Origin of the sequence: Planococcus sp. S3-L1 (assembly GCF_030063085.1) — a bacterium.
In the GTDB taxonomy this organism is placed as follows: Bacteria; Bacillota; Bacilli; order Bacillales_A; family Planococcaceae; genus Planococcus; species Planococcus kocurii.
The window spans coordinates 227,981-247,941 of the sequence record NZ_JASISN010000002.1 but is presented as its reverse complement, the minus strand read 5'-3'; the positions used below and the strand labels follow the sequence as shown (position 1 = coordinate 247,941).

The window sequence follows — 19,961 nt, the reverse complement described above, 5'->3', positions numbered from 1 at the left end:
TTCCTATTCACTTATTCTTCGATGGCAACTTTCTTTTTCTTAGCCATACGTTCACGTTCGTTTTTATCAAGAATCTTTTTGCGCAGACGAATCGTTTGCGGTGTAATTTCGCAATACTCATCATCGTTCAAGTATTCAAGCGCTTCTTCAAGACTCATTAAGCGTGCTTTTTTCATTGTTGTTGTTTGGTCTTTGTTAGCTGAACGAATGTTTGTTGCAGCTTTAATTTTTACGATATTTACTGTAAGGTCGCTGTCGCGGTTATGTTGTCCAACTATCATACCTTCGTAAATTTCAGCGCCAACTTCAACGAATGAAGTTCCGCGGTCTTCGATCCCCATCAAGCCGTAAGTCGAAACTTTACCGCGCTCCATAGATACCAATACGCCTTCACGACGTCCGCCAACACGACCAGAAGCAACTGGCTGGTAGCTGTCGAATGTGTGGTTAATAATTCCATAGCCACGAGTTTGCGTTAAGAATTCAGTTGTATAACCGATTAAACCACGTGCCGGTACGTTAAATACCATACGAACTTGTCCACTACCATTGTTTACCATATCCAACATTTCACCTTTGCGCTCACCCAATGACTCGATAATTGCGCCAGTGTATTCTTCAGGCACGTCCACTTGAACACGCTCAACAGGTTCGCAGCGAACTCCGTCAACCATACGAACGATAACTTCAGGTTTAGAAACTTGAATTTCGAATCCTTCGCGACGCATATTTTCGATCAAAATCGACAAATGCAATTCTCCGCGTCCAGATACTACCCAAGCGTCAGGCGAATCTGTTGCGTCTACACGTAAAGATACGTCTGTTTGTAATTGAGCATCCAAACGTTCTTGGATTTTTCTTGAAGTGATCCATTTGCCTTCTTTACCTGCAAATGGGCTGTTGTTAACTAAGAAAGTCATTTGTAGAGTTGGCTCATCAATGCGCAAGACAGGCAATGCTTCGCGATGTTCTGCAGGACAAACCGTTTCCCCTACGTTGATGTCTTCCATACCCGAAACGGCAATCAAATCGCCAGCTTCTGCTTTTTCGATTTCCACCCGTTTTAGGCCCATGAAACCGTGCATTTTCGTCACACGGAAGTTTTTGAATGAACCGTCTAGTTTCATCAATGAAACCGATTGTCCAACTTCGATCGTCCCGCGGAATACGCGGCCAATTCCGATACGTCCAACATAATCACTATAATCAAGAAGAGCTACCTGGAACTGAAGTGGCTCATCTCTGTTATCGATTGGCGCTGGGACGTGTTCCAGGATCGCATCATAAACAACCTGCATGTTTTCTTCTTGATCAGCAGGATCTGAAGAAAGACTTGCTGTACCGTTCATACCTGATGCAAAAATAACCGGGAATTCCAATTGATCGTCATTCGCTTCAAGTTCAATGAACAATTCGATGACTTCGTCAACCACTTCTTCAGGACGTGCAAAGTCACGGTCAATTTTGTTTACAACTACGATTGGCTTCAGGTTTTGTTCTAATGCTTTTTTCAGTACGAAGCGCGTTTGTGGCATACAGCCTTCATAAGCGTCTACTACCAATAGAACACCATCAACCATTTTCATGATACGTTCAACTTCTCCACCAAAATCCGCGTGTCCAGGCGTATCTAGGATGTTGATTTTAGCGTCTTTGTATTGAATTGCAGTATTTTTCGCAAGAATTGTAATTCCGCGTTCTCTTTCGATGTCGCCAGAATCCATTGCGCGTTCGTCAACGTGTTCGTTTGAACGGAAAGTTCCGGATTGTTGTAGAAGCTGATCCACTAGCGTTGTTTTACCATGGTCAACGTGGGCAATAATTGCAATGTTTCTTAAGTCGTTACGTAATTTAGTCATAATTTCACTCCAATATTCTTTTTTCATGCCTATAACTGTGCTAGTATAGCACATATAGGTGTAAAACCCTAAGATTTTATTTCAGTTTGTAAGCTACAGGAGGCAAATCAAGTGAAAAAATCAATAAAAAACATTAAATGGATCTTCGTATTGTACTCTTTGGCAGCGTTACTAGCGATGGCAGGAATCGGCTTGGCTGTTGGCTTGCGCAGTGTACTGGGCATATTCGCAGCAATCTTAGTCCTGTGTTTAATCATGGGCATGGGATTCAAGAAGAAAAAAGAAATGCGGGAAGCCGGATTACTATAATTATAAAAAAAGATGCGGAATTCCGCATCTTTTTTTACTTGAATTTTATATATTTTTCTAACAGTTCTTGATGAATTGCGGGATTAGCTGCTATAAAAGTGTCTTGTTTTAAAAGATTTGCTGGGTCTCCTTTAAAATTCGTCGTTATTGCACCTACTTCTTGAGCAATAACCATACCCCCAGCAATATCCCACGGAGATAACCTCATTGAAATATACGCATCAAAACGCCCAGATGCCACATAAGCAAGTTCAAGTGCTGCCGAACCATAAGAGCGTGTACCACGTACATCGCGAATCAATTGAATGATAGCTTCGTGATCTAAATAACGATTTGGGATTGACCATGTCGCATTCATTGCTACGATGGATTCGGATATGTCTGTTTCCATAAGCGGTCTTAGCTTTTCATTGTTGCAATATGCTCCACCGTCTTTAACTCCGTGGTATAAATCATCGTTGACAACATCATATATATAGCCCAGTTTACCGATCCCATCTTCGTATATTCCTAGAGATATAGCAAAGTTGCGTTTTTGATGAACAAAATTCATCGTGCCATCGATTGGATCGAGCAACCAAATAATTCCGTTCGTGTTTTGGATATCATCTCCAAAGCCTTCTTCTCCGAAAATTCGATGCCCTGAGAAATCTCTGCGAATCCGCTCGATAAAAAATTGTTCAATTTCTTTATCCATATTGGTTACCAAATCATTGGCATTTGATTTTGATTCAATCGTGATATCCGTTAAAAAAGAATTACGAATCTGATGCCCTGCTTCTTTAATGAGTGATTTTATGTATCTATCCATAGCATGCAAATCCATCTGTGCATCCCTCCTTGTTTGTTTCAGTATAACGAAAAAGGCATCTGCTGTCTTACTCTAGCAGATGCCTTTAATGTATAGATGAATTAGAGCGCATGGAGGGCCTCCAGTTCTAGGTGAATTTCCTGAAGTCGCTGTTTACTTTTAGACACTTCATGGTCGTCCTTTTGCTGCATTGCATCAAACAGTGAAGCAAGTTCATAATCGAGTTCTAACTTTAATACATGTACATATTCCTTCTCTACATCCGCTTTGCGGATTATCTGAACCATCTGTTTCATAATGAGCACCCCTTTCTCATCAAAGTCGGAAGATTCCGACTAATCTTGTTGCAACTTTATAATAACATTTTTTTCTAACGAAATCCATTGGCAGGAACGTATTTATATTCTTTTTTCCCAAACTTCGTTAAAATGAAACCTGATTGCTTAAATTAGAGGAGGATATTTATTTGAAACCTTACTGGAACGAACAAGATTTTGAAGTTTTTAACACTCCTGGCTTAGATGCTAGAATGTCTGCACTGACTGATATTGTCCGGCCAAAATTCGAAGAACTTGGCATTGAATTTTCATCATTTTTCTCTAGAAAAACCGGAAATGAATTTTTCCCTCACGTAGCTAAACATATGCGAAGAACTGTAAATCCGCCAAATGATAGTTGGGTAGCCTTTGCACCTTTTAAAAGAGGCTATAAAGCCGTTCCTCATTTTCAAATTGGTATGTGGGAAAGTCACGTATTCATTATTTTAGCGGTTATTTATGAGGCTCCGAATAAAACTGCAATGGCGCAAAATTTATTGCATTCTGATGTATTGCAACAGTTGCCAACCGATTTCACCGCTTCAGGAGATCATATGAAACCGCAGTCCAATACCTTATATGAATTAGGTGACGCAGGTATTGAAAAACTGCTAATTCGGTTGCGTAATGTAAAAAAAGGCGAATTTGTAATTGGCCGCCATTTAACTAGAGAACAGGCCGCTTCTTTAAATAAGGAACAATTTTTTCAATTCACAGAAGAAACTTTCCAAGCTTTACTGCCTGTTTATACAGCTTTACTCCAACCAGCAAAAGAACCTGTCAGCCGCTAAGGCTACAGGTTCTTTTTTATTACTTGTTTTTTAGTTTGATGGTTTCATCGCCTGTTCCAGCTTTCATTTCTTTAATAACCGGAAAGGCTACATACCCACTTTCTTCTTCAAATTCACGAAAATAGGTTTTTTCTTCTGATATCGAAGGAACTACTTGCTTGAACTGACGATAGCGCGTCAATAAGTCTTGTCGGGTAATGCCTTTTTCATAGGCCATTTCAATTGCTTCAAAAAAACCGACAACATCAATAATTTCTTCTGTTGACCATTCAATTGAAAATGGATAAGAATAATCCATTGTTCATCCCTCATTTCATCTAGTAACTGACCATTTGCCTCGGATTTCTTCAGCCTGTTTGACCATTGAGTCAATCAGTTCCTGAACTGTCGGCTCATCTTTGATCAATCCAGTCACTTGTCCCGCCCACCCAAAGCCTTGGTCTGTTTCTCCATTATAGATGAAACGCTTGTTGGCTTCACCACTAATGTATTCTTTTAAAGCCTCATAAGTGGGCGCGTGACTTTCAATCTCTAAAATTTTGTCGGTCCAACTATTACGTAACGTTCGCGCAGGCGCACCAATGCTGCGTTTGATAATAACTGTATCGTTCTCTGAACTATTGATTAACAGCTGTTTATATGCTGCTGAGGCATGGACGCATTCTTTTGTGGCAATAAAGCGTGTGCCCATTTCAATTCCTTCAGCACCTAATGCAAGAGCGGCCATCCAGCCCCGTCCGTCACCAATTCCTCCTGAAGCGATAACCGGAATCTTTACAGCATCTACCACTTGTGGAATTAGCACCATTGTCCCAATATCGTCACGCCCCAAGTGTCCGCCACCTTCTTGACCCACGACCATAACAGCATCAGCACCGAGACTTTCTGCTTTTTGAGCTTGCCTTTTTGCAGCAACCAATACCAACTTTTTAATGTTGGTCTCTTTTAGTTGCTCGAATATTGGCGTCGGATTGCCACCGGTCATCGAAACAACCGGCACTCTTTCTTCAATCGCTACATTCAACATATGAGAAAACGAACGACCGTGATCGCCAATTGCAAAATTAACACCAAAAGGCTTGTCCGTCAATTGTCTTACTTTTTGAATCTCTGTTCTCAATTCTTCAGGCGTTGACAAACTCATTGCTGTAATTTGACCAAGTCCTCCTGCATTTGACACTGCCGCAGCTAGTTCCGCATAGGCTAAGTAAGCCAATCCCCCTTGAATAATTGGGTAACGAATTCCTAATAGTTCCGTCACTTTTGTTTTGAATTCCATCAACTCACTCCTTTTCTCTCTATAGGTCATGTATTCGCTTTCACTACGGAAAATCCTTTTAATTTGTACTATAGGTGAGTACATCATGCTATAATTCATTTTGTTTTCATTTTATTTAGCGAGGTGGGCTTATCATTGTCTCAATTAGAAACTCCGTTATTTGATGCGCTTCTCAAGCATCGAAACCGGCACCCAATCCAGTTTCACATTCCTGGCCACAAAAAAGGGCAAGGTGTAGATCCAGCTTTTAGAGAATTTGTCGGCGACAACATTCTTTCTATCGATTTAATTAACATCGCTCCTTTGGATGATTTACATTCTCCAAAAGGTGCCATCAAAAAAGCGCAAGAGCTAGCTGCTGAAGCTTTTGGAGCAGATTATACATTCTTTTCTGTACAAGGTACAAGTGGCGCAATTATGACAATGATTCTTAGTGTCGTTGGTCCCAATGATAAAATTCTAGTGCCAAGAAATGTCCATAAATCTATCATGTCAGCTATTGTTTTCGCTGGTGCTATCCCGATTTTCATTCATCCTGAAGTAGATCCTGATCTTGGGATCTCTCATGGAATTTCGGCGGAAGCAGTAGAAAAAGCATTAGTTGAGTATCCAGATACTAAAGCCGTACTAGTCATTAATCCGACTTATTTCGGCGTAGCCGCTGACTTAAAACGGATTGTCGATATTGCACATTCGCGGAATATCCCTGTTTTGGTCGATGAGGCACATGGGGTTCATATTCATTTCCATAAGTCATTGCCGATTTCTGCAATGGCAGCAGGAGCAGATATGGCAGCAACTTCTGTCCATAAACTAGGTGGATCTATGACACAAAGTTCGGTGCTAAATGTACGAGAAGGTTTAGTATCGCCGAAGCGCGTACAATCGACGCTTTCTATGCTAACGACGACGTCGACGTCCTATCCAATTTTAGCGTCTCTTGATACTGCACGCCGTCAATTGGCAATCAATGGCTATGATTTGATTGATCGGACGATTCGGCTAGCTCAAGATGCGCGCAAACGCATCAACAAAATCCCCCATTTACACTGTGTGGGTAAAGAATTACTAAATTCTTCCGCCACTTTTGATATGGACCCGACGAAACTATTAATCAGTGTAAAAAATTTAGGTATTACTGGACATCAGGCCGAGGAATGGCTGAGAGAAAACGCTAATATTGAAATCGAACTTTCCGATTTGTATAATATTTTATGCCTCATCACAATTGGCGATAGCCGCAAAGAAGTAAATCTATTGATCAATGCACTTCAACGTATGACTGAGACCTTAGAAAGTGATGCCGTAGTCATCGAACCTGTCGTATTGATGCCAGACATTCCAAGACTCGCAATGACACCACGTGACGCTTTCTATGCAACAACAGAAGTTATCTCAATCAATGAAGCAGTCGGACGCATTTCTGCTGAATTTATCATGGTCTACCCACCCGGTATCCCTATCTTCATTCCTGGTGAAATCATCACCCAAGAAAATATCAACTATATCCATATGAACGTAGCTGCCGGGTTACCCGTACAAGGACCAGAAGACGACACACTGCAAATGCTACGGGTTATAAAAGAACAACAAGCGATTAGGTAACACGAAAAGTGAAAGTGCCTGGTCAGCTCCGACAGGCATAAGACGGCCCAGCAGTGTGGCGTTCTTTGCCACGCAGCTGGGTTGACTTATGTCCCGAGGAGCTAGGCACTTGCAACTGGACACCGAAAAGCGTAAGCAGCCATGTAGATTCGACAGGCATAAGACGCTCTGGCGAAGTGGCGTGTTTTCAGCCACACAGCCAGAGTGGCTTATGTCCCGAGAATCTGGCTGCTGGAGTCTAGACAACGAAAAGTGAAAGTGCCTGGTCAGTTCTGACAGGCATAAGTTTACATAATGAACCCCCCAAAAAACGATCCACAGAAATATACCTGTGGATCGTTTTTTTACATACCTTCGATTGTTTTCGGGTCCACAAAGCCATATCCTTTATCTTGTAGTCCTCGGATAATTCCGGGTAATGCCTCTGCAGTCCAATCTCGATCGTGCATCAATAAATTAGCACCATTATTTAAATACTCCGTATTAACCATAATTTCTGTTAATGCCGCAGCGTCTTGATAGTCTTTTTCCCAGTCGTAGCCGTAGGTCCAGTTCATGAGAACCATCTGTTGGTCTTCGACAAGTTGTTTGCTAAAGTCAGTATTAGAGCCAAAAGGAGCACGGAAAAACTTTGGTTTTTCTCCAGTAATTTCTTCAACAACTTTATTTATCTCCAAAATTTCTTGTTGCTGCTGCTGCTCAGAAAGATTTTTTAAATTTTCGTGGCTATATGTATGATTTCCAATTACAAAGCCCATATCGTAGATTTCTTTTAACTGTTGCTTTTCCTCATCTGTATCTAAAAAATGACCATTGACGAAGAAAATTGCTGGAATTTCTTTACTTTTCAACGTTTCTGCCATTTCTATTGAATGCTTGTCCGGCGCATCATCAATAGTTACTAATACTACTTTTTCAGCAGCATCTGCTATAGGTTGTACTGACCAATTAGCAGGATTAATGCGATATTGTGGTTCCGACGTTACTCCTTCTTTTGGTTCTTCTTCAACTTCTTCTTCTTTTGTTTCAATTACTTCTTCATCTTTTCCGGCTTTTTTTCCTTCAGTTGCAACTTGTTCTTCAACTGTCTTTTCTTCCTTATTTGTAACTGCTTCATCGTCATTTCCACATGCCGCTAGTAATAACAGGGCGGTTACCAAAACCATTGCTTTTCTATTTATCAATCCAAACACTCCTTTGTCATACAAATCTTACCATGAAAAATAGCTTTTCTCCAAAAAAAAGAAGCCGCAAAAGCGACTTCTCTACTATTTATTTAATAATGTGAATTGGTGTTCCAAGAGCTACTTCAGCAGCTTCCATAGTGATTTCAGCAAGTGTTGGATGAGCATGAATCGTCATCGCGATATCTTCTACTGTCATTCCAGCTTCGATAGCAAGACCAAGCTCAGCGATCATGTCTGATGCGCCAGCTCCAACAATTTGTGCACCTAACAGCAAACCGTCAGATTTACGCGAAACTAGCTTCACGAATCCTTCAGTTGCGTTTAATGAAAGAGCACGGCCGTTTGCAGCGAACGGGAATTTCGCAGCCGCAGCTTCGAATCCTTCTTCTTTTGCCTGTTCTTCAGACAAACCAACGCTTGCAAGTTCCGGATCTGTAAAGCAGACCGCTGGAATAGCCATGTAATCAACTTCAGACTTTTCTCCTGCAATTGCTTCTGCAGCTACTTTACCTTCGTATGAAGCTTTGTGTGCTAACTGAAGGCCAGCTACTACATCACCGATTGCATAAATGTTGGAGATGTTTGTACGACATTGTTTGTCGACTTCGATCAAGCCACGGTCAGACATATTCAAGTTCAATTCTTCAAGACCCATTTCGTCTGTATTTGGACGACGGCCAACAGTTACAAGAACATAATCTGCTTCAAGCGTTTTTTCTTCTCCGCCCGCTTCATACGATACCGTAACGCCAGAATCAGTTTCTTTTACACCTTTAGCAGATGCTTTAGTGATAACTTCAACGCCTTTTTTCTTCAATCCTTTTTTGACGATTGCTGTCATTTGTTTTTCAAACCCAGCAAGGATATCCGGTGTGCCTTCAAGGATCGTTACTTCAGAACCCATGTTTGCAAATGCAGTACCCAGCTCTGTACCGATATATCCGCCGCCAATAACGATAAGTTTTTTCGGAAGCTCAGTAAGTGCCAAAGCGCCAGTTGAATTAATTACGCGTTTTGTAAATTTGAAAGTCGGGATTTCGACTGGACGAGATCCAGTTGCGATAATAGCATTTTTAAATTTATACGTTTGTGCTGAATTGTCATCCATAATGCGGACAGTGTTTTCATCAACAAAATAAGCTTCACCGCGTAAAATTTCAACTTTATTGCCTTTCAGAAGAGACTCCACGCCGCCAGTCAATTTCTTAACGACGCCATCTTTGAACGCTTGCGCTTTTTCAAAGTTAAGTGAAACTTCCTTTGCGATAATTCCCATGTCTTCTGAATGCTGAGCTTCCTCAAAACGGTGCCCAACAGAAATCATTGCTTTTGAAGGAATACAGCCGACGTTCAAGCAAACGCCACCAATATATTCTTTCTCTACGATTGTTACTTTTTGGCCAGTTTGCGCTGCCCGGATTGCTGCAACATAACCGCCAGGGCCTGAGCCAATTACGAGCGTGTCTGTTTCGATTGGGAAATCTCCTACTACCATAATTTTTACGCCTCCATTAATAGTAATTCAGGTTCACTTAATAAACGTTTAATATGATTTAATGCGTGCTGTGCTGTTGCACCATCGATCATTCTATGATCAAAGCTCAATGACAATGCTAACACAGGTGCCGCTACAATTTCACCATTTTTAATTACAGGTTTCTCTGCGATTCGGCCAATTCCAAGAATCGCTACTTCCGGATGATTAATAACAGGTGTGAACCATTGTCCACCAGCAGAACCGATATTCGTGATTGAGCATGATGCACCTTTCATTTCAGCAGCTGATAATTTACCATCACGCGCTTTTGTCGCTAAGCCATTGATTTCATCAGAAATAGCGAATACTGATTTACGGTCTGCATTTTTAATAACCGGAACCATTAACCCTTTTTCTGTATCTGCAGCAATTCCGATATTGAAATAATGCTTCTGAATCACTTCGCTTGTTTCATCGTCAAACGATGTGTTTAAAGCTGGGAATTCACGCAATGTGCTGACTAACGCTTTTACTACATATGGTAAATACGTTAACTTGATTTCTTTTTCTGCTGCAATGTCTTTGAACTTTTTGCGATGTGCTACAAGTTCTGTCACATCTACTTCGTCCATTAACGTTACGTGCGGAGCAGTGTGTTTTGAATGAACCATCGCTTTAGCGATTGCTTTACGAATTCCTGACATTTTCTCACGCGTTTCAGGGAATTCACCTTCAGGAGCTACTGCCGCTTTCGGAGCTGCTGCTTTATCAGTGCTTTCTTCTGTTACTTCTTGTGATACTTCTTCAGAAGCTGCAGGGATTGCTGCTTTTTGATCGCCGTTCTTAAACGCTTCCACGTCTTCTTTTAACACTCGTCCATTATTACCAGATCCTGTTACTTGCTTAATATCAACATCGTTGTCGCGTGCAAATTTACGAACAGACGGCATTGAAATTACGCGTGCAGTCGGATCAGACTCCTCTGTTGAGTCAGCCTGTGGTTGAGATCCAGCACCTGTTTGTTTTTTCGGTTCTTCTTCTTTAGCAGATGCTTTATCCACATCTCCACCAGATTCAGCTGTACCGGCTTGGACTTGTTCTTCTGTTTCTTCTTTTACTTCAGGAGCGACTTCTTTTTTGTCACCGTGACTCCCTTTAAAACTCATTTCTTCAGCGTCCGGTGCATCGATGCGAACTAAAATATCGCCTACTACTGCAACCGTTCCTTCTGCCACCAATACTTCTTCAACTGTTCCTGAAACAGGTGAAGGAATTTCGACAACGGCCTTGTCATTTTGTACTTCGACAAGAATATCGTCTTCTTCGATTGTGTCCCCCGCTTTTACGAACCATTTTACGATTTCACCTTCATGGATACCTTCTCCGATATCCGGCAAACGAAATTCAAAAGCCATGTATATCACCCTTTCGGTTCTGTCTAATTTAAAAAGTTAAAACTTTCTTCGCTGTTTCGATAATATCTTTCGCATTTGGCAACCAAACTTCTTCCGCTTGTGAGAATGGGAATATTGAATCTGGTGCTGTTACACGAAGAACAGGTGCTTCTAAGGTAAGAATGGCACGGTCTGTAATTTCAGCTACAACACTCGCTGCAATTCCAGCTTGTTTTTGAGCTTCTTGAACGACCATAGCACGACCTGTTTTTTCAACTGATGCGATGATTGTTTCAATATCAAGCGGTTGGATCGTACGAAGATCGACCACTTCAACCGAATAATTTTCTTTTTCCAGTTCTTCTGCAGCTTTGATACTTTCTTGTACCATTGCGCCGTAAGCGATAATCGTTAAGTCTTTCCCTTCACGTTTCACATCAGCTTTACCTAAAGGAATTGTGTATTCTTCTTCAGGTACTTCTTGACGGAATGAACGGTATAGTTTCATATGCTCTAAGAAAATAACAGGATCGTTATCACGAATTGCTGAAATCAACAATCCTTTAGCATCATAAGGTGTAGACGGAATAACCACTTTTAGACCTGGTTGAGCTGCCATCAATCCTTCTAATGAATCAGCATGCATTTCAGGTGTATGGACACCGCCACCAAATGGTGAGCGGATTGTTACAGGAGAAGTTAAGCTTCCACCACTGCGGAAACGCATACGTGCCATTTGCCCGCTAATCGAATCCATTACTTCAAAAACAAATCCAAAAAACTGAATTTCTGGAACTGGACGATATCCTTGCAAAGCTAAACCAATAGCCAAACCGCCAATACCTGATTCAGCTAATGGTGTATCAAAAACACGGTCTTCGCCGAATTCTTTTTGTAGACCTTCAGTCGCGCGGAATACACCGCCGTTATTTCCTACATCTTCACCGAAAACAAGAACGTTTTCATCATTCTTCATCTCTGTTTTCAGAGCGTCGGTAATTGCTTGGATCATTGTTAATTGTGCCATGGCTTACTTCGACTCCTTTGCTTTATAAATATCCAACTGTTCCTGAACATTAAACGGCACATCTTCATACATAAGCTCTAAAAGATCTGATACTTTCTGTTTTGGAGCACCGTCAGCTTTTTTGATTGCTGCTTTAATTTCTTCTTTAGCTTTATCGATTACTTCATTTTCTTTTGCTTCATCCCAAATGCCTTTTGCTTCCAAATATTTACGGAAACGAATAAGAGGGTCTTTCTTTTCCCATTCGCTATCAATATCTGATGTACGGTAACGCGTAGGGTCATCGCCCGCCATCGTATGTGGTCCATAACGGTAGCAAAGTGTTTCGATTAATGTTGGTCCATCACCTTTGATTGCGCGTTCACGAGCATCACGCGTTACAGCGTATACTGCAAGTGGATCCATACCATCTACAAGAACACCAGGAATTCCAGCTGCAACTGCTTTTTGAGCAATCGTTTTCGCTGAAGTTTGAAGTTCGCGAGGAGTCGAAATCGCATACTGGTTATTTTGCACAATGAAAATAGCCGGTGCGCGGAACGCGCCTGCAAAGTTGATTCCTTCGTAGAAATCTCCCTGAGAAGAACCACCATCACCTGTGTAAGTAACTGCAACAGCTTCTTTTTTACGTTTTTGCATACCTAGAGCAACACCGGTAGCTTGAATAAATTGAGCACCAATGATGATTTGCGGAGGCAAGATATTCAAACCTTCAGCCATTTGGTTCCCCATGAAATGTCCACGTGAAAACAAGAATGCCTGATGAAGTGGCCATCCATGCCAAATCAATTGTGGAACGTCACGGTAACCTGGCAAAATGAAATCTTCTTTTGACAAGGCAAAATGAGAAGCTAGTTGTGAAGCTTCTTGTCCTGCTGTCGGAGCATAAAATCCAAGACGTCCTTGACGGTTCAAAGAAATTGAACGCTGATCAAGAATTCGTGTATATACCATCCGGCTCATCAATTCCTGTAGGTCTTCGTCCGAAAGTTTCGGGTCAGCCTCTTTGTTAACGATTTCGCCTTCTTCATTTAAAATCTGAACCATTTCAAACTTTTCTTCGATTGCATTCAGCGTCTCTACTGGATCGAACTGCTGTGATTTTTTCGCAGCCATAAAAGCAACTCTCCTTTTTATCTGTATTAAAATAATTACATACAAGTTATGATACAATTTCGCATTCCTACTTAGTATACGTTACGACAAAACGTGGGTCAATCATAGAGAACCTGACATTTTTAAGTAATAATAATTGCATGACAATTTCGTTTTCTTGAACTGTACCAGTTCGTTTAATACTCTGTATTATAATACAGAGTCATTTTTACACGTCTTTTATAGGACAGAAAAAGCGACCATAAAGGCCGCTTATTCCTCACTTTCATCTATTTTTTTCATTGTGGCATCTTTTAATTCATTGACCTGTTTGGTTATTTCGTTAAATGCTGTAACAGCCAGTTGAACTTTTTCGTTTTGTTCATTTACTTCCGCAGCTTTTTCTTGAAGCAGTTGCAACGTAGTTTCTTCCTTCTTCAACATCTCGTACAATTCTTTTTGTCTTTCTATCAACTTTTCATAAGCTTTCGTAAACTCCGAATGAGCTGTGAAGCGTTCTTTCACTTTTGCCTTCAGCGCTTCCACGTCTGCTTTTACAGCTACTTCTTCGGCAGCTTTAATCACTTTATCAATGCCAGTGAAATTTTCTTCTGCAGACTGCATTGATTCTTTTTCAGTTTTTAAGAACTCTAGACGTTCGTCTGCCGAATCAAGCGCAGTTTGTGCTTGTTTAGCTACTTGGTCTTGCTCTTCTTGTGTCAATGCCATAATTTCTTCAAACAATTGTTGTTCTGTTTTCTCCCGCTTTTCCAAATCGTCTTGCACTGCACGGTACTCCTCTTCCGCATCGAAAGTATCGTTAAGTACTTGATCTAAATCTCCGCGAATTCCTGAACCTGAACAAGCAGTTAACAAAAAAATTGCGAAAAAACTTAACACTACGGCTGTTTTTTTCATCTAGTTCACTCCTTAATTCCCATGAATTAACTATAGTATGCACATACGGAAAATACAACTACGCTCTGCAGCTTTTTCTTTTTTCAAAATAGAAAAATTGCGTTATAATAAAATACATAGCAAGACATTTGAAAGGATGAAATCAGTTGATACGAATGAAAGATATAATACGCGAAGGTCATCCTACACTCAGAAAACGTTCTGAAGAAGTGAAATTTCCACTGTCTCAGGAAGATCGTCAGTTGAGTAAAGACCTTATGGAATATGTAGTTGACAGCCAAGACGATGAACTGGCTGAAAAATATGATTTGCGTCCCGGTGTTGGTATTGCAGCTCCTCAAATAAATGAAGCAAAACGAATGTTCGCTTTGCATTTTGATGAGAGTACAGGAGAAGATCTTAGTCTCGTTGCCATTAACCCTAAAATAGTCAGTCACTCTATAGAAAAAGCTTATTTAGCTGCTGGAGAAGGTTGTTTGTCCGTTGATCGTTCAGTTCCTGGATATGTTCCAAGATATGCGCGAATTACTGTTAAAGCTTTTAATCCAGATGGTGAAGAATTCAAAATGCGTTTGACAGGGTTACCTGCTATTGCATTCCAGCATGAACTTGATCATTTGAATGGAGTCATGTTCTTCGATCACATCAATCCAACAAATCCTTTCGCTGAAATTGAAAATGCGATTGCAATCGGAAGAGACACGGCTGAATAAGCCGCGTCTCTTTTTTATTCTATATGCTCAAGCACCTAGCTCGAACAGGCGCTTTCGCTTTTCTTTGTCAAATTAATTTTAAATGCTTGAACGCTTTTGCTAGACCGTCGTTGTCTACGTGTTCTGTTACATAGGATGCGCGTTTTTTGGTTTCTTCGTGACCATTTGCCATTGCGACACTATATCCGGCGACATCCATCATGTCTAAATCGTTCAATCCATCACCAAATGCGATTGTGTCTTCAATAGAGTGACCTGTTGCGCGGATCAACTTTTTAATTCCGCTTGCCTTAGTACCACCTTTTGGTGAAATATCACAAGAGACGCGGTGCCAGCGGACAAAGTCCACTTCTTTAAATGCATCGTGGTATTGCTGTTCTTCTTCTTTTTCACAGAACACCAGTGCTTGGTAGACTTCGTGATTCAAATGAAAATCTTTCTCTGTTTCAGGATGCGGTATTTTCAACGTCTGTATACTTTCTTCAATATCCGGATGGAAATCGATAGAAGATACCATTTTCTCTTCGTTCATAAAGACAACGGGATGATTGCGTTGCTCTGCATACGCAAGAATTTCATTTAGCATTTTAGCTTCGATTACTTGCTTATGAACCACTTTGTTGTTATGTGAGATGTACTGGCCGTTGAACGTAATGTACGTATCGATTTTTAGTTCTTCTAGAATAGAAGTAATCATAAATGGTCCACGTCCAGTGGCAATGGCTAAGTCATGTCCATTCAATCTTGCTTGTTGTAGTGCTTCTTTCGCAGAAGCCGGTAGTTTTTTGTTTGAATCCAACAAAGTTCCATCGATATCTAGCAATAATAATTTCGGCATTTTAGAATCTCCATTCTTAATATAATTAGCGTTGAATACACAGGTTCAGCTTCTTTACAATTGTCAGAAAACGCAGTATAATCGCGTTAAGGAGTGATTAGCCATGCTGAAACGGTTGAAAAGAAAACTTCTCAGACAGCTCAATGGCATCATGAATAAAAAGAAAATCGCATAAACGTTTTAGCCCTTCTTTATAAATAAGGAGGGCTATTCTTTATTTTAGTCTAATGTCATGATAATATAAAGGAAGTGCATCTATTTGAGCGTGGAAAAAGGAGAGCAAACAATGATTTTTAAAGTATACTACCAAGAAAACCGTTTTGAAGTACCTGTTCGTGAAAATACACAAAGCCTTTATGTGGAAGCAGCATCCGAGCGCGAAGTCCGACACCATTTAAAAGATCGTGACTACAATATTGAACTTGTTCAATTACTTGAAGGCAATCACCTTGAGTATGAACAAGCTAGTCAAAATTACGAAGTTGAGAGCGTCGAATAACGATGAAATTCGTTAAAAATGATCAAACAGCTGTTTTTGCACTCGGCGGACTGGGTGAAATCGGCAAAAATACGTATGGTGTTCAATTTCAGGATGAAATTATCCTAATTGATGCCGGCATTAAATTTCCGGAAGACGATTTGCTCGGAATCGATTACGTTATTCCGGATTACACGTACTTAGTAAAAAACGTCGATAAGATCAAAGGTCTTTTCATTACACACGGCCATGAAGATCATATCGGCGGTATTCCTTACTTACTTAAAAAGATAAATATTCCTGTATATGGCGGAAAACTAGCATTGGGCTTATTACGTAAAAAGCTTGAAGAACACGGTTTATTGCGTCAAACAAAAATGACTGAAATCGAAGAAGAAGATGTCATCAAGTTCCGGAAGACGGCCGTTAGCTTTTTCCGTACAACTCACAGTATTCCTGATGCATTTGGTGTAGTTGTAAAAACACCGCCCGGCAATATTGTCCATACAGGTGATTTTAAATTTGATTTCACGCCTGTAGGAGAGCCTGCCAATTTATTGAAAATGGCTCAAATCGGTAGTGAAGGTGTTCTTTGTCTTCTATCCGATAGTACCAACGCTGAAGTTCCTGACTTCACGATGTCTGAACGAAAAGTCGGCGAAACGATTAAAGACATTATGAGAAAAGTCGATGGTCGCTTGATTTTTGCTACTTTCGCTTCAAACATTTATCGTCTGCAACAAGTGACAGATGAAGCCGTTGCACAAGGACGCAAAATAGCTGTTTTCGGCCGTAGTATGGATAACGCTATGACGATTGGTCGCGAACTTGGTTATATTAACGCGCCTGAAGATGCGTTTGTGGATACACAAACCTTGAACCGTCTACCTGCTAACGAAGTACTTATTTTATGTACCGGTTCACAAGGCGAACCGATGGCTGCTCTTTCAAGAATTGCCAACGGGACTCACCGTCAAATCCAAATTCAACCAAATGACACGGTTGTCTTCTCATCTTCGCCAATTCCGGGCAATACGAGTAGCGTCAATCGAACAATCAATTTATTGTTCCGTGCCGGTGCAGACGTTATTCACGGATCGCTTAACAACATCCATACGTCTGGTCACGGTTCAGAGCCTGAAAACAAATTAATGCTTCGTTTGATTAAACCAAAATACTTTATGCCAATTCATGGTGAATATCGTATGTTAAAAACACATGCCGGTTTAGCTGTTGAATGTGATGTTCCATTAGAAAACACATTCATTATGGAAAATGGTGAAGTTCTTGCTTTAGGTCAAGATGAAGCTTCTATTGCAGGGCGTGTTCCTTCCGGTGATGTTTATATCGACGGTAGTGGAATCGGTGACATTGGCAACATTGTGTTACGTGATCGTCGTGTTCTTTCTGAAGAAGGTTTAGTTATCGTTGTTGTAAGTGTGGATATGCAAAAGAACAAAATGGTTTCGGGTCCTGATATTATTTCACGTGGATTTGTTTACATGCGTGAGTCAGGTACGATGATTTACGAAGCTCAGCAAATGCTTAATCGTCACTTAAATAAAAAAATTCATAGCAAAAATACGGACTGGGCAGAATTGAAAAATGATATTTCTGATGTTCTTGGACCGTATTTGTATGAAAAAACAAAACGTCGTCCAATGATTTTGCCAGTAATTATGGAAGTTTAATAAAATGGCATTTAAAAGGTGTGTGGGAGTAACTTCCCACACACCTTTTTTATTCTTCCTAAACGCATGAAGACCCGTAAAAGAATCACTTTCTTTTACAGGTCTTTCTACTAATTCATCATTTTTTTCTCGAAACGATTAATATCTGCATCAGAACCGATGATGATTAAGATATCTTCTTGTTCAATTTCCATGTCTGCTTGCGGAGAAACGATAATATCGTCTCCTCTTTTAATGGCCACAATATTGATGCCATAACGCGCCCGAATATCGAGACCGATCAAGGTGTAGCCTGCAAGTTTATGATTTGCTTTGATCTCCATAATAGAATGTTCATCCGATAGCTCCAAGTAATCCAATACGTTGTTAGAAAGAATATTATGCGCAATCCGAATGCCCATGTCACGTTCGGGATGAACCACTTTATCAGCACCGATTTTATTCAATACTTTCGCGTGATAGTCATTTTGCGCCTTTACCGTAATTTTCTTTACACCAATTTCTTTTAACATCAATGTTGTTAAAATACTCGCCTGGATGTTTTCACCGATGGCCACAATAACATGTTCAAAATTCCGGATACCTAGCGATTTTAACACTGCCTCGTCTGTTGTGTCGGCCACAACAGCTTGCGTTGCGATCGAAGCGTATTCATCGACTCGCTCTGAGTCTTTATCAATTGCCATTACATCTGCGTCTTGTTCAATCAATTCTCTTACAATGCTACCGCCAAAACGGCCAAGTCCAATGACTACAAATTCTTTTTTCATATCCATCCTCCAACTGTTCAAGTGGCTTTATTTTAACATAGATCATCCTAGCTACATCAATGCTTGTTAAATTTTTGCAAACTAATCGAAAAAGTTATCGCATTCGCTAATACCGTATACGTGAGTTGATAAACTTATTTCAATAAATAAAAAAACCCGCTTATCGGCGGGGATCTAATGGGCGTTTTGGACGGTTTTCACAATACTCGCAACTAATATCTGTACATGGTTCTTCTCGCCATTCGTTGCAACTCGCGCAATAACTTGCATCAAATTCGTCATCAAAAGTCAAAGCTGCTAAACACGTATGACAATACGTATGGACATCCATCCAGTTGATAAATCGCTTGTCGGCTACAAGATACAATCCTTGCTGGTCTTGTTTGTAGTTCATAATTGAAGATTTTTGAATGACACGGTTTTTAGGGTCAAGAAAGAAATTCATTTTTCCGTTCACATTGATCACTCCTAGAGTTTGGGTCGAACTGTTTGTATATTTTTATATGCATTCACTTGAAAATTCCACTTATAAATGTTTGCTTTAAGTTAATTGGCTTAGCGATTTCGTACCTATGCAGGAGCACCATGTATGTTAAAATTGGTTGCCAATAAAATCAGCTATCTCCCTGCTATCTATCATATCATTATTATCTCGTTTATTTATTATTTCACACTTTCTCTATGATAGTAAAAGTTGCTAGTGAATTGCAATAGATAACAATCCTTTATTGAAAATAATTTTCGGCTTGAAAAAATAGTGTCATTCCGTATAATGAATATATGCTATTAGTAAACTAAAAGTATATTTTAACTAAACTTTCTGCAAATATTCATATACAAAGAATCGAGGAGAACTCTGGTGGATATCGGCACAAAAATCAAACGCCTTCGATTAAAAAATGGATTAACTCAAGAAGAGCTTGGAAAAAGGACTGATTTGAGTAAAGGTTTTATCTCCCAATTAGAACGGGACATGAATTCCCCTTCTATCGAAACGTTTTTTAGTTTACTCGAAGTGTTAGGAACCACGCCAAAAGAATTTTTTACGGAGGATCACGAAGTTAAAATCGTCTATTCGACCGCAGATCATATCGCACATGTTGATGAAGATGCGGGCTATGAAGTGGAATGGCTCATTCCTACATCCAACGAAAAAGAAATAGAACCTGTCTTTTTAACGCTTCAGGCAAACGGTCATTTTAAAGAGTTTGAGCCATCTTCAGCAGAAACCTTTATCTATGTTCTTGAAGGACAGGTGCTGCTTCAGATTGGCGATCATCAGTACGCTGCAGCTGCTGGAGATTCAATTTACTATGAAGCTTCTAATCATCATCAGCTTATCAATGATTGCGATGGTGTTTCAGAAATGATCATTGTCACAACACAATCTTATTTATAATTC

21 protein-coding genes are annotated in these 19,961 nt (G+C 40.3%); 7 read left to right on the top strand and 14 right to left on the bottom strand.

What is annotated here, in order from left to right:
* Positions 1-11: 11 nt before the first annotated feature.
* Complete coding sequence (gene typA, locus QMF37_RS03280) at positions 12-1,859, bottom strand: translational GTPase TypA (protein WP_071153593.1); 1,848 nt, start codon at positions 1,857-1,859, stop codon at positions 12-14.
* A gap of 123 nt (positions 1,860-1,982) precedes the next feature.
* Between typA and QMF37_RS03275 the strand changes: the two genes are divergently transcribed.
* A complete protein-coding gene (locus QMF37_RS03275) occupies positions 1,983-2,168 on the top strand; it encodes a YlaF family protein (RefSeq protein WP_058386869.1) in 186 nt (61 codons plus the stop codon).
* 34 nt (positions 2,169-2,202) lie between these two features.
* Here QMF37_RS03275 and QMF37_RS03270 read toward each other — a convergent pair whose 3' ends face one another.
* Positions 2,203-2,994 (bottom strand): inositol monophosphatase family protein, encoded by a 792-nt coding sequence (locus tag QMF37_RS03270; protein WP_283476526.1) that lies wholly within the window; start codon positions 2,992-2,994, stop codon positions 2,203-2,205.
* A gap of 86 nt (positions 2,995-3,080) precedes the next feature.
* A complete protein-coding gene (locus tag QMF37_RS03265) occupies positions 3,081-3,275 on the bottom strand; it encodes a hypothetical protein (protein WP_038704363.1) in 195 nt (64 codons plus the stop codon).
* A gap of 170 nt (positions 3,276-3,445) precedes the next feature.
* Between QMF37_RS03265 and QMF37_RS03260 the strand changes: the two genes are divergently transcribed.
* Entirely contained in the window at positions 3,446-4,087 is a 642-nt protein-coding gene (locus QMF37_RS03260; RefSeq protein ID WP_071153592.1) for a YktB family protein, read from the top strand.
* A gap of 19 nt (positions 4,088-4,106) precedes the next feature.
* On the opposite strand, the gene QMF37_RS03255 is transcribed toward QMF37_RS03260, so the two are convergent.
* Positions 4,107-4,385 (bottom strand): UPF0223 family protein, encoded by a 279-nt coding sequence (locus QMF37_RS03255; protein ID WP_071153591.1) that lies wholly within the window; start codon positions 4,383-4,385, stop codon positions 4,107-4,109.
* A 15-nt stretch (positions 4,386-4,400) separates the two neighbouring features.
* Positions 4,401-5,366: an NAD(P)H-dependent flavin oxidoreductase gene (locus QMF37_RS03250; protein WP_071153590.1), complete on the bottom strand. Its 966-nt coding sequence runs from the start codon at positions 5,364-5,366 to the stop codon at positions 4,401-4,403.
* Between the two features lie 135 nt (positions 5,367-5,501).
* Between QMF37_RS03250 and QMF37_RS03245 the strand changes: the two genes are divergently transcribed.
* Complete coding sequence (locus QMF37_RS03245; protein WP_283476520.1) at positions 5,502-6,971, top strand: aminotransferase class I/II-fold pyridoxal phosphate-dependent enzyme; 1,470 nt, start codon at positions 5,502-5,504, stop codon at positions 6,969-6,971.
* Between the two features lie 344 nt (positions 6,972-7,315).
* On the opposite strand, the gene QMF37_RS03240 is transcribed toward QMF37_RS03245, so the two are convergent.
* The 6 genes from QMF37_RS03240 to QMF37_RS03215 all read right to left on the bottom strand — a co-directional run bounded on the left by QMF37_RS03240 (position 7,316) and on the right by QMF37_RS03215 (position 14,069).
* Positions 7,316-8,155, bottom strand: a complete 840-nt coding sequence (locus QMF37_RS03240) for a polysaccharide deacetylase family protein (protein WP_078080580.1) — start codon at positions 8,153-8,155, stop codon at positions 7,316-7,318.
* A gap of 88 nt (positions 8,156-8,243) precedes the next feature.
* On the bottom strand, positions 8,244-9,653 hold the full coding sequence (gene lpdA / locus QMF37_RS03235; RefSeq protein WP_058384821.1) for a dihydrolipoyl dehydrogenase: 1,410 nt from the start codon (positions 9,651-9,653) through the stop codon (positions 8,244-8,246).
* A gap of 5 nt (positions 9,654-9,658) precedes the next feature.
* On the bottom strand, positions 9,659-11,050 hold the full coding sequence (locus tag QMF37_RS03230; protein ID WP_071153589.1) for a dihydrolipoamide acetyltransferase family protein: 1,392 nt from the start codon (positions 11,048-11,050) through the stop codon (positions 9,659-9,661).
* Positions 11,051-11,078: 28 nt separating this feature from the next.
* Positions 11,079-12,056: an alpha-ketoacid dehydrogenase subunit beta gene (locus tag QMF37_RS03225; protein ID WP_058384819.1), complete on the bottom strand. Its 978-nt coding sequence runs from the start codon at positions 12,054-12,056 to the stop codon at positions 11,079-11,081.
* 3 nt (positions 12,057-12,059) lie between these two features.
* Complete coding sequence (pdhA, locus tag QMF37_RS03220) at positions 12,060-13,172, bottom strand: pyruvate dehydrogenase (acetyl-transferring) E1 component subunit alpha (RefSeq protein ID WP_071153588.1); 1,113 nt, start codon at positions 13,170-13,172, stop codon at positions 12,060-12,062.
* Positions 13,173-13,424: 252 nt separating this feature from the next.
* Positions 13,425-14,069: a YkyA family protein gene (locus tag QMF37_RS03215; RefSeq protein WP_283476514.1), complete on the bottom strand. Its 645-nt coding sequence runs from the start codon at positions 14,067-14,069 to the stop codon at positions 13,425-13,427.
* Positions 14,070-14,215: 146 nt separating this feature from the next.
* Here QMF37_RS03215 and def point away from each other — a divergent pair, with 146 nt between their 5' ends.
* Positions 14,216-14,782 carry a peptide deformylase gene (gene def / locus QMF37_RS03210; RefSeq protein ID WP_078080581.1) on the top strand — a complete coding sequence of 189 codons (567 nt, stop codon included), beginning with the start codon at positions 14,216-14,218 and terminating at the stop codon, positions 14,780-14,782.
* 67 nt (positions 14,783-14,849) lie between these two features.
* Here def and QMF37_RS03205 read toward each other — a convergent pair whose 3' ends face one another.
* On the bottom strand, positions 14,850-15,620 hold the full coding sequence (locus tag QMF37_RS03205) for a Cof-type HAD-IIB family hydrolase (protein WP_283476511.1): 771 nt from the start codon (positions 15,618-15,620) through the stop codon (positions 14,850-14,852).
* Between the two features lie 286 nt (positions 15,621-15,906).
* Here QMF37_RS03205 and QMF37_RS03200 point away from each other — a divergent pair, with 286 nt between their 5' ends.
* Positions 15,907-16,119, top strand: a complete 213-nt coding sequence (locus tag QMF37_RS03200; protein WP_078080840.1) for a DNA-dependent RNA polymerase subunit epsilon — start codon at positions 15,907-15,909, stop codon at positions 16,117-16,119.
* A 2-nt stretch (positions 16,120-16,121) separates the two neighbouring features.
* Complete coding sequence (gene rnjA / locus QMF37_RS03195) at positions 16,122-17,789, top strand: ribonuclease J1 (protein ID WP_058384814.1); 1,668 nt, start codon at positions 16,122-16,124, stop codon at positions 17,787-17,789.
* Positions 17,790-17,899: 110 nt separating this feature from the next.
* Here the strand turns inward: rnjA and QMF37_RS03190 are convergent, their stop codons facing one another.
* The gene (locus QMF37_RS03190; protein WP_058384813.1) at positions 17,900-18,559 is read right to left on the bottom strand and encodes a potassium channel family protein; all 660 of its coding nucleotides are present in this window, start codon (positions 18,557-18,559) and stop codon (positions 17,900-17,902) included.
* 160 nt (positions 18,560-18,719) lie between these two features.
* On the bottom strand, positions 18,720-19,016 hold the full coding sequence (locus QMF37_RS03185; protein WP_058384812.1) for a hypothetical protein: 297 nt from the start codon (positions 19,014-19,016) through the stop codon (positions 18,720-18,722).
* 402 nt (positions 19,017-19,418) lie between these two features.
* Here QMF37_RS03185 and QMF37_RS03180 point away from each other — a divergent pair, with 402 nt between their 5' ends.
* The gene (locus tag QMF37_RS03180; protein WP_058384811.1) at positions 19,419-19,958 is read left to right on the top strand and encodes a helix-turn-helix domain-containing protein; all 540 of its coding nucleotides are present in this window, start codon (positions 19,419-19,421) and stop codon (positions 19,956-19,958) included.
* The last annotated feature ends 3 nt before the right edge of the window (positions 19,959-19,961 follow it).

Bases quoted from the DNA above. Each gene is read 5' to 3' on its own strand.
- typA (WP_071153593.1), bottom strand. From the start codon at position 1,859: ATGACTAAATTACGTAACGACTTAAGAAACATTGCAATTATTGCCCAC.
- QMF37_RS03270 (WP_283476526.1), bottom strand. From the start codon at position 2,994: ATGGATTTGCATGCTATGGATAGATACATAAAATCACTCATTAAAGAA.
- QMF37_RS03265 (WP_038704363.1), bottom strand. From the start codon at position 3,275: ATGAAACAGATGGTTCAGATAATCCGCAAAGCGGATGTAGAGAAGGAA.
- QMF37_RS03255 (WP_071153591.1), bottom strand. From the start codon at position 4,385: ATGGATTATTCTTATCCATTTTCAATTGAATGGTCAACAGAAGAAATT.
- QMF37_RS03250 (WP_071153590.1), bottom strand. From the start codon at position 5,366: ATGGAATTCAAAACAAAAGTGACGGAACTATTAGGAATTCGTTACCCA.
- lpdA (WP_058384821.1), bottom strand. From the start codon at position 9,653: ATGGTAGTAGGAGATTTCCCAATCGAAACAGACACGCTCGTAATTGGC.
- QMF37_RS03230 (WP_071153589.1), bottom strand. From the start codon at position 11,050: ATGGCTTTTGAATTTCGTTTGCCGGATATCGGAGAAGGTATCCATGAA.
- QMF37_RS03225 (WP_058384819.1), bottom strand. From the start codon at position 12,056: ATGGCACAATTAACAATGATCCAAGCAATTACCGACGCTCTGAAAACA.
- pdhA (WP_071153588.1), bottom strand. From the start codon at position 13,172: ATGGCTGCGAAAAAATCACAGCAGTTCGATCCAGTAGAGACGCTGAAT.
- QMF37_RS03215 (WP_283476514.1), bottom strand. From the start codon at position 14,069: ATGAAAAAAACAGCCGTAGTGTTAAGTTTTTTCGCAATTTTTTTGTTA.
- QMF37_RS03205 (WP_283476511.1), bottom strand. From the start codon at position 15,620: ATGCCGAAATTATTATTGCTAGATATCGATGGAACTTTGTTGGATTCA.
- QMF37_RS03200 (WP_078080840.1), top strand. From the start codon at position 15,907: ATGATTTTTAAAGTATACTACCAAGAAAACCGTTTTGAAGTACCTGTT.
- rnjA (WP_058384814.1), top strand. From the start codon at position 16,122: ATGAAATTCGTTAAAAATGATCAAACAGCTGTTTTTGCACTCGGCGGA.
- QMF37_RS03190 (WP_058384813.1), bottom strand. From the start codon at position 18,559: ATGAAAAAAGAATTTGTAGTCATTGGACTTGGCCGTTTTGGCGGTAGC.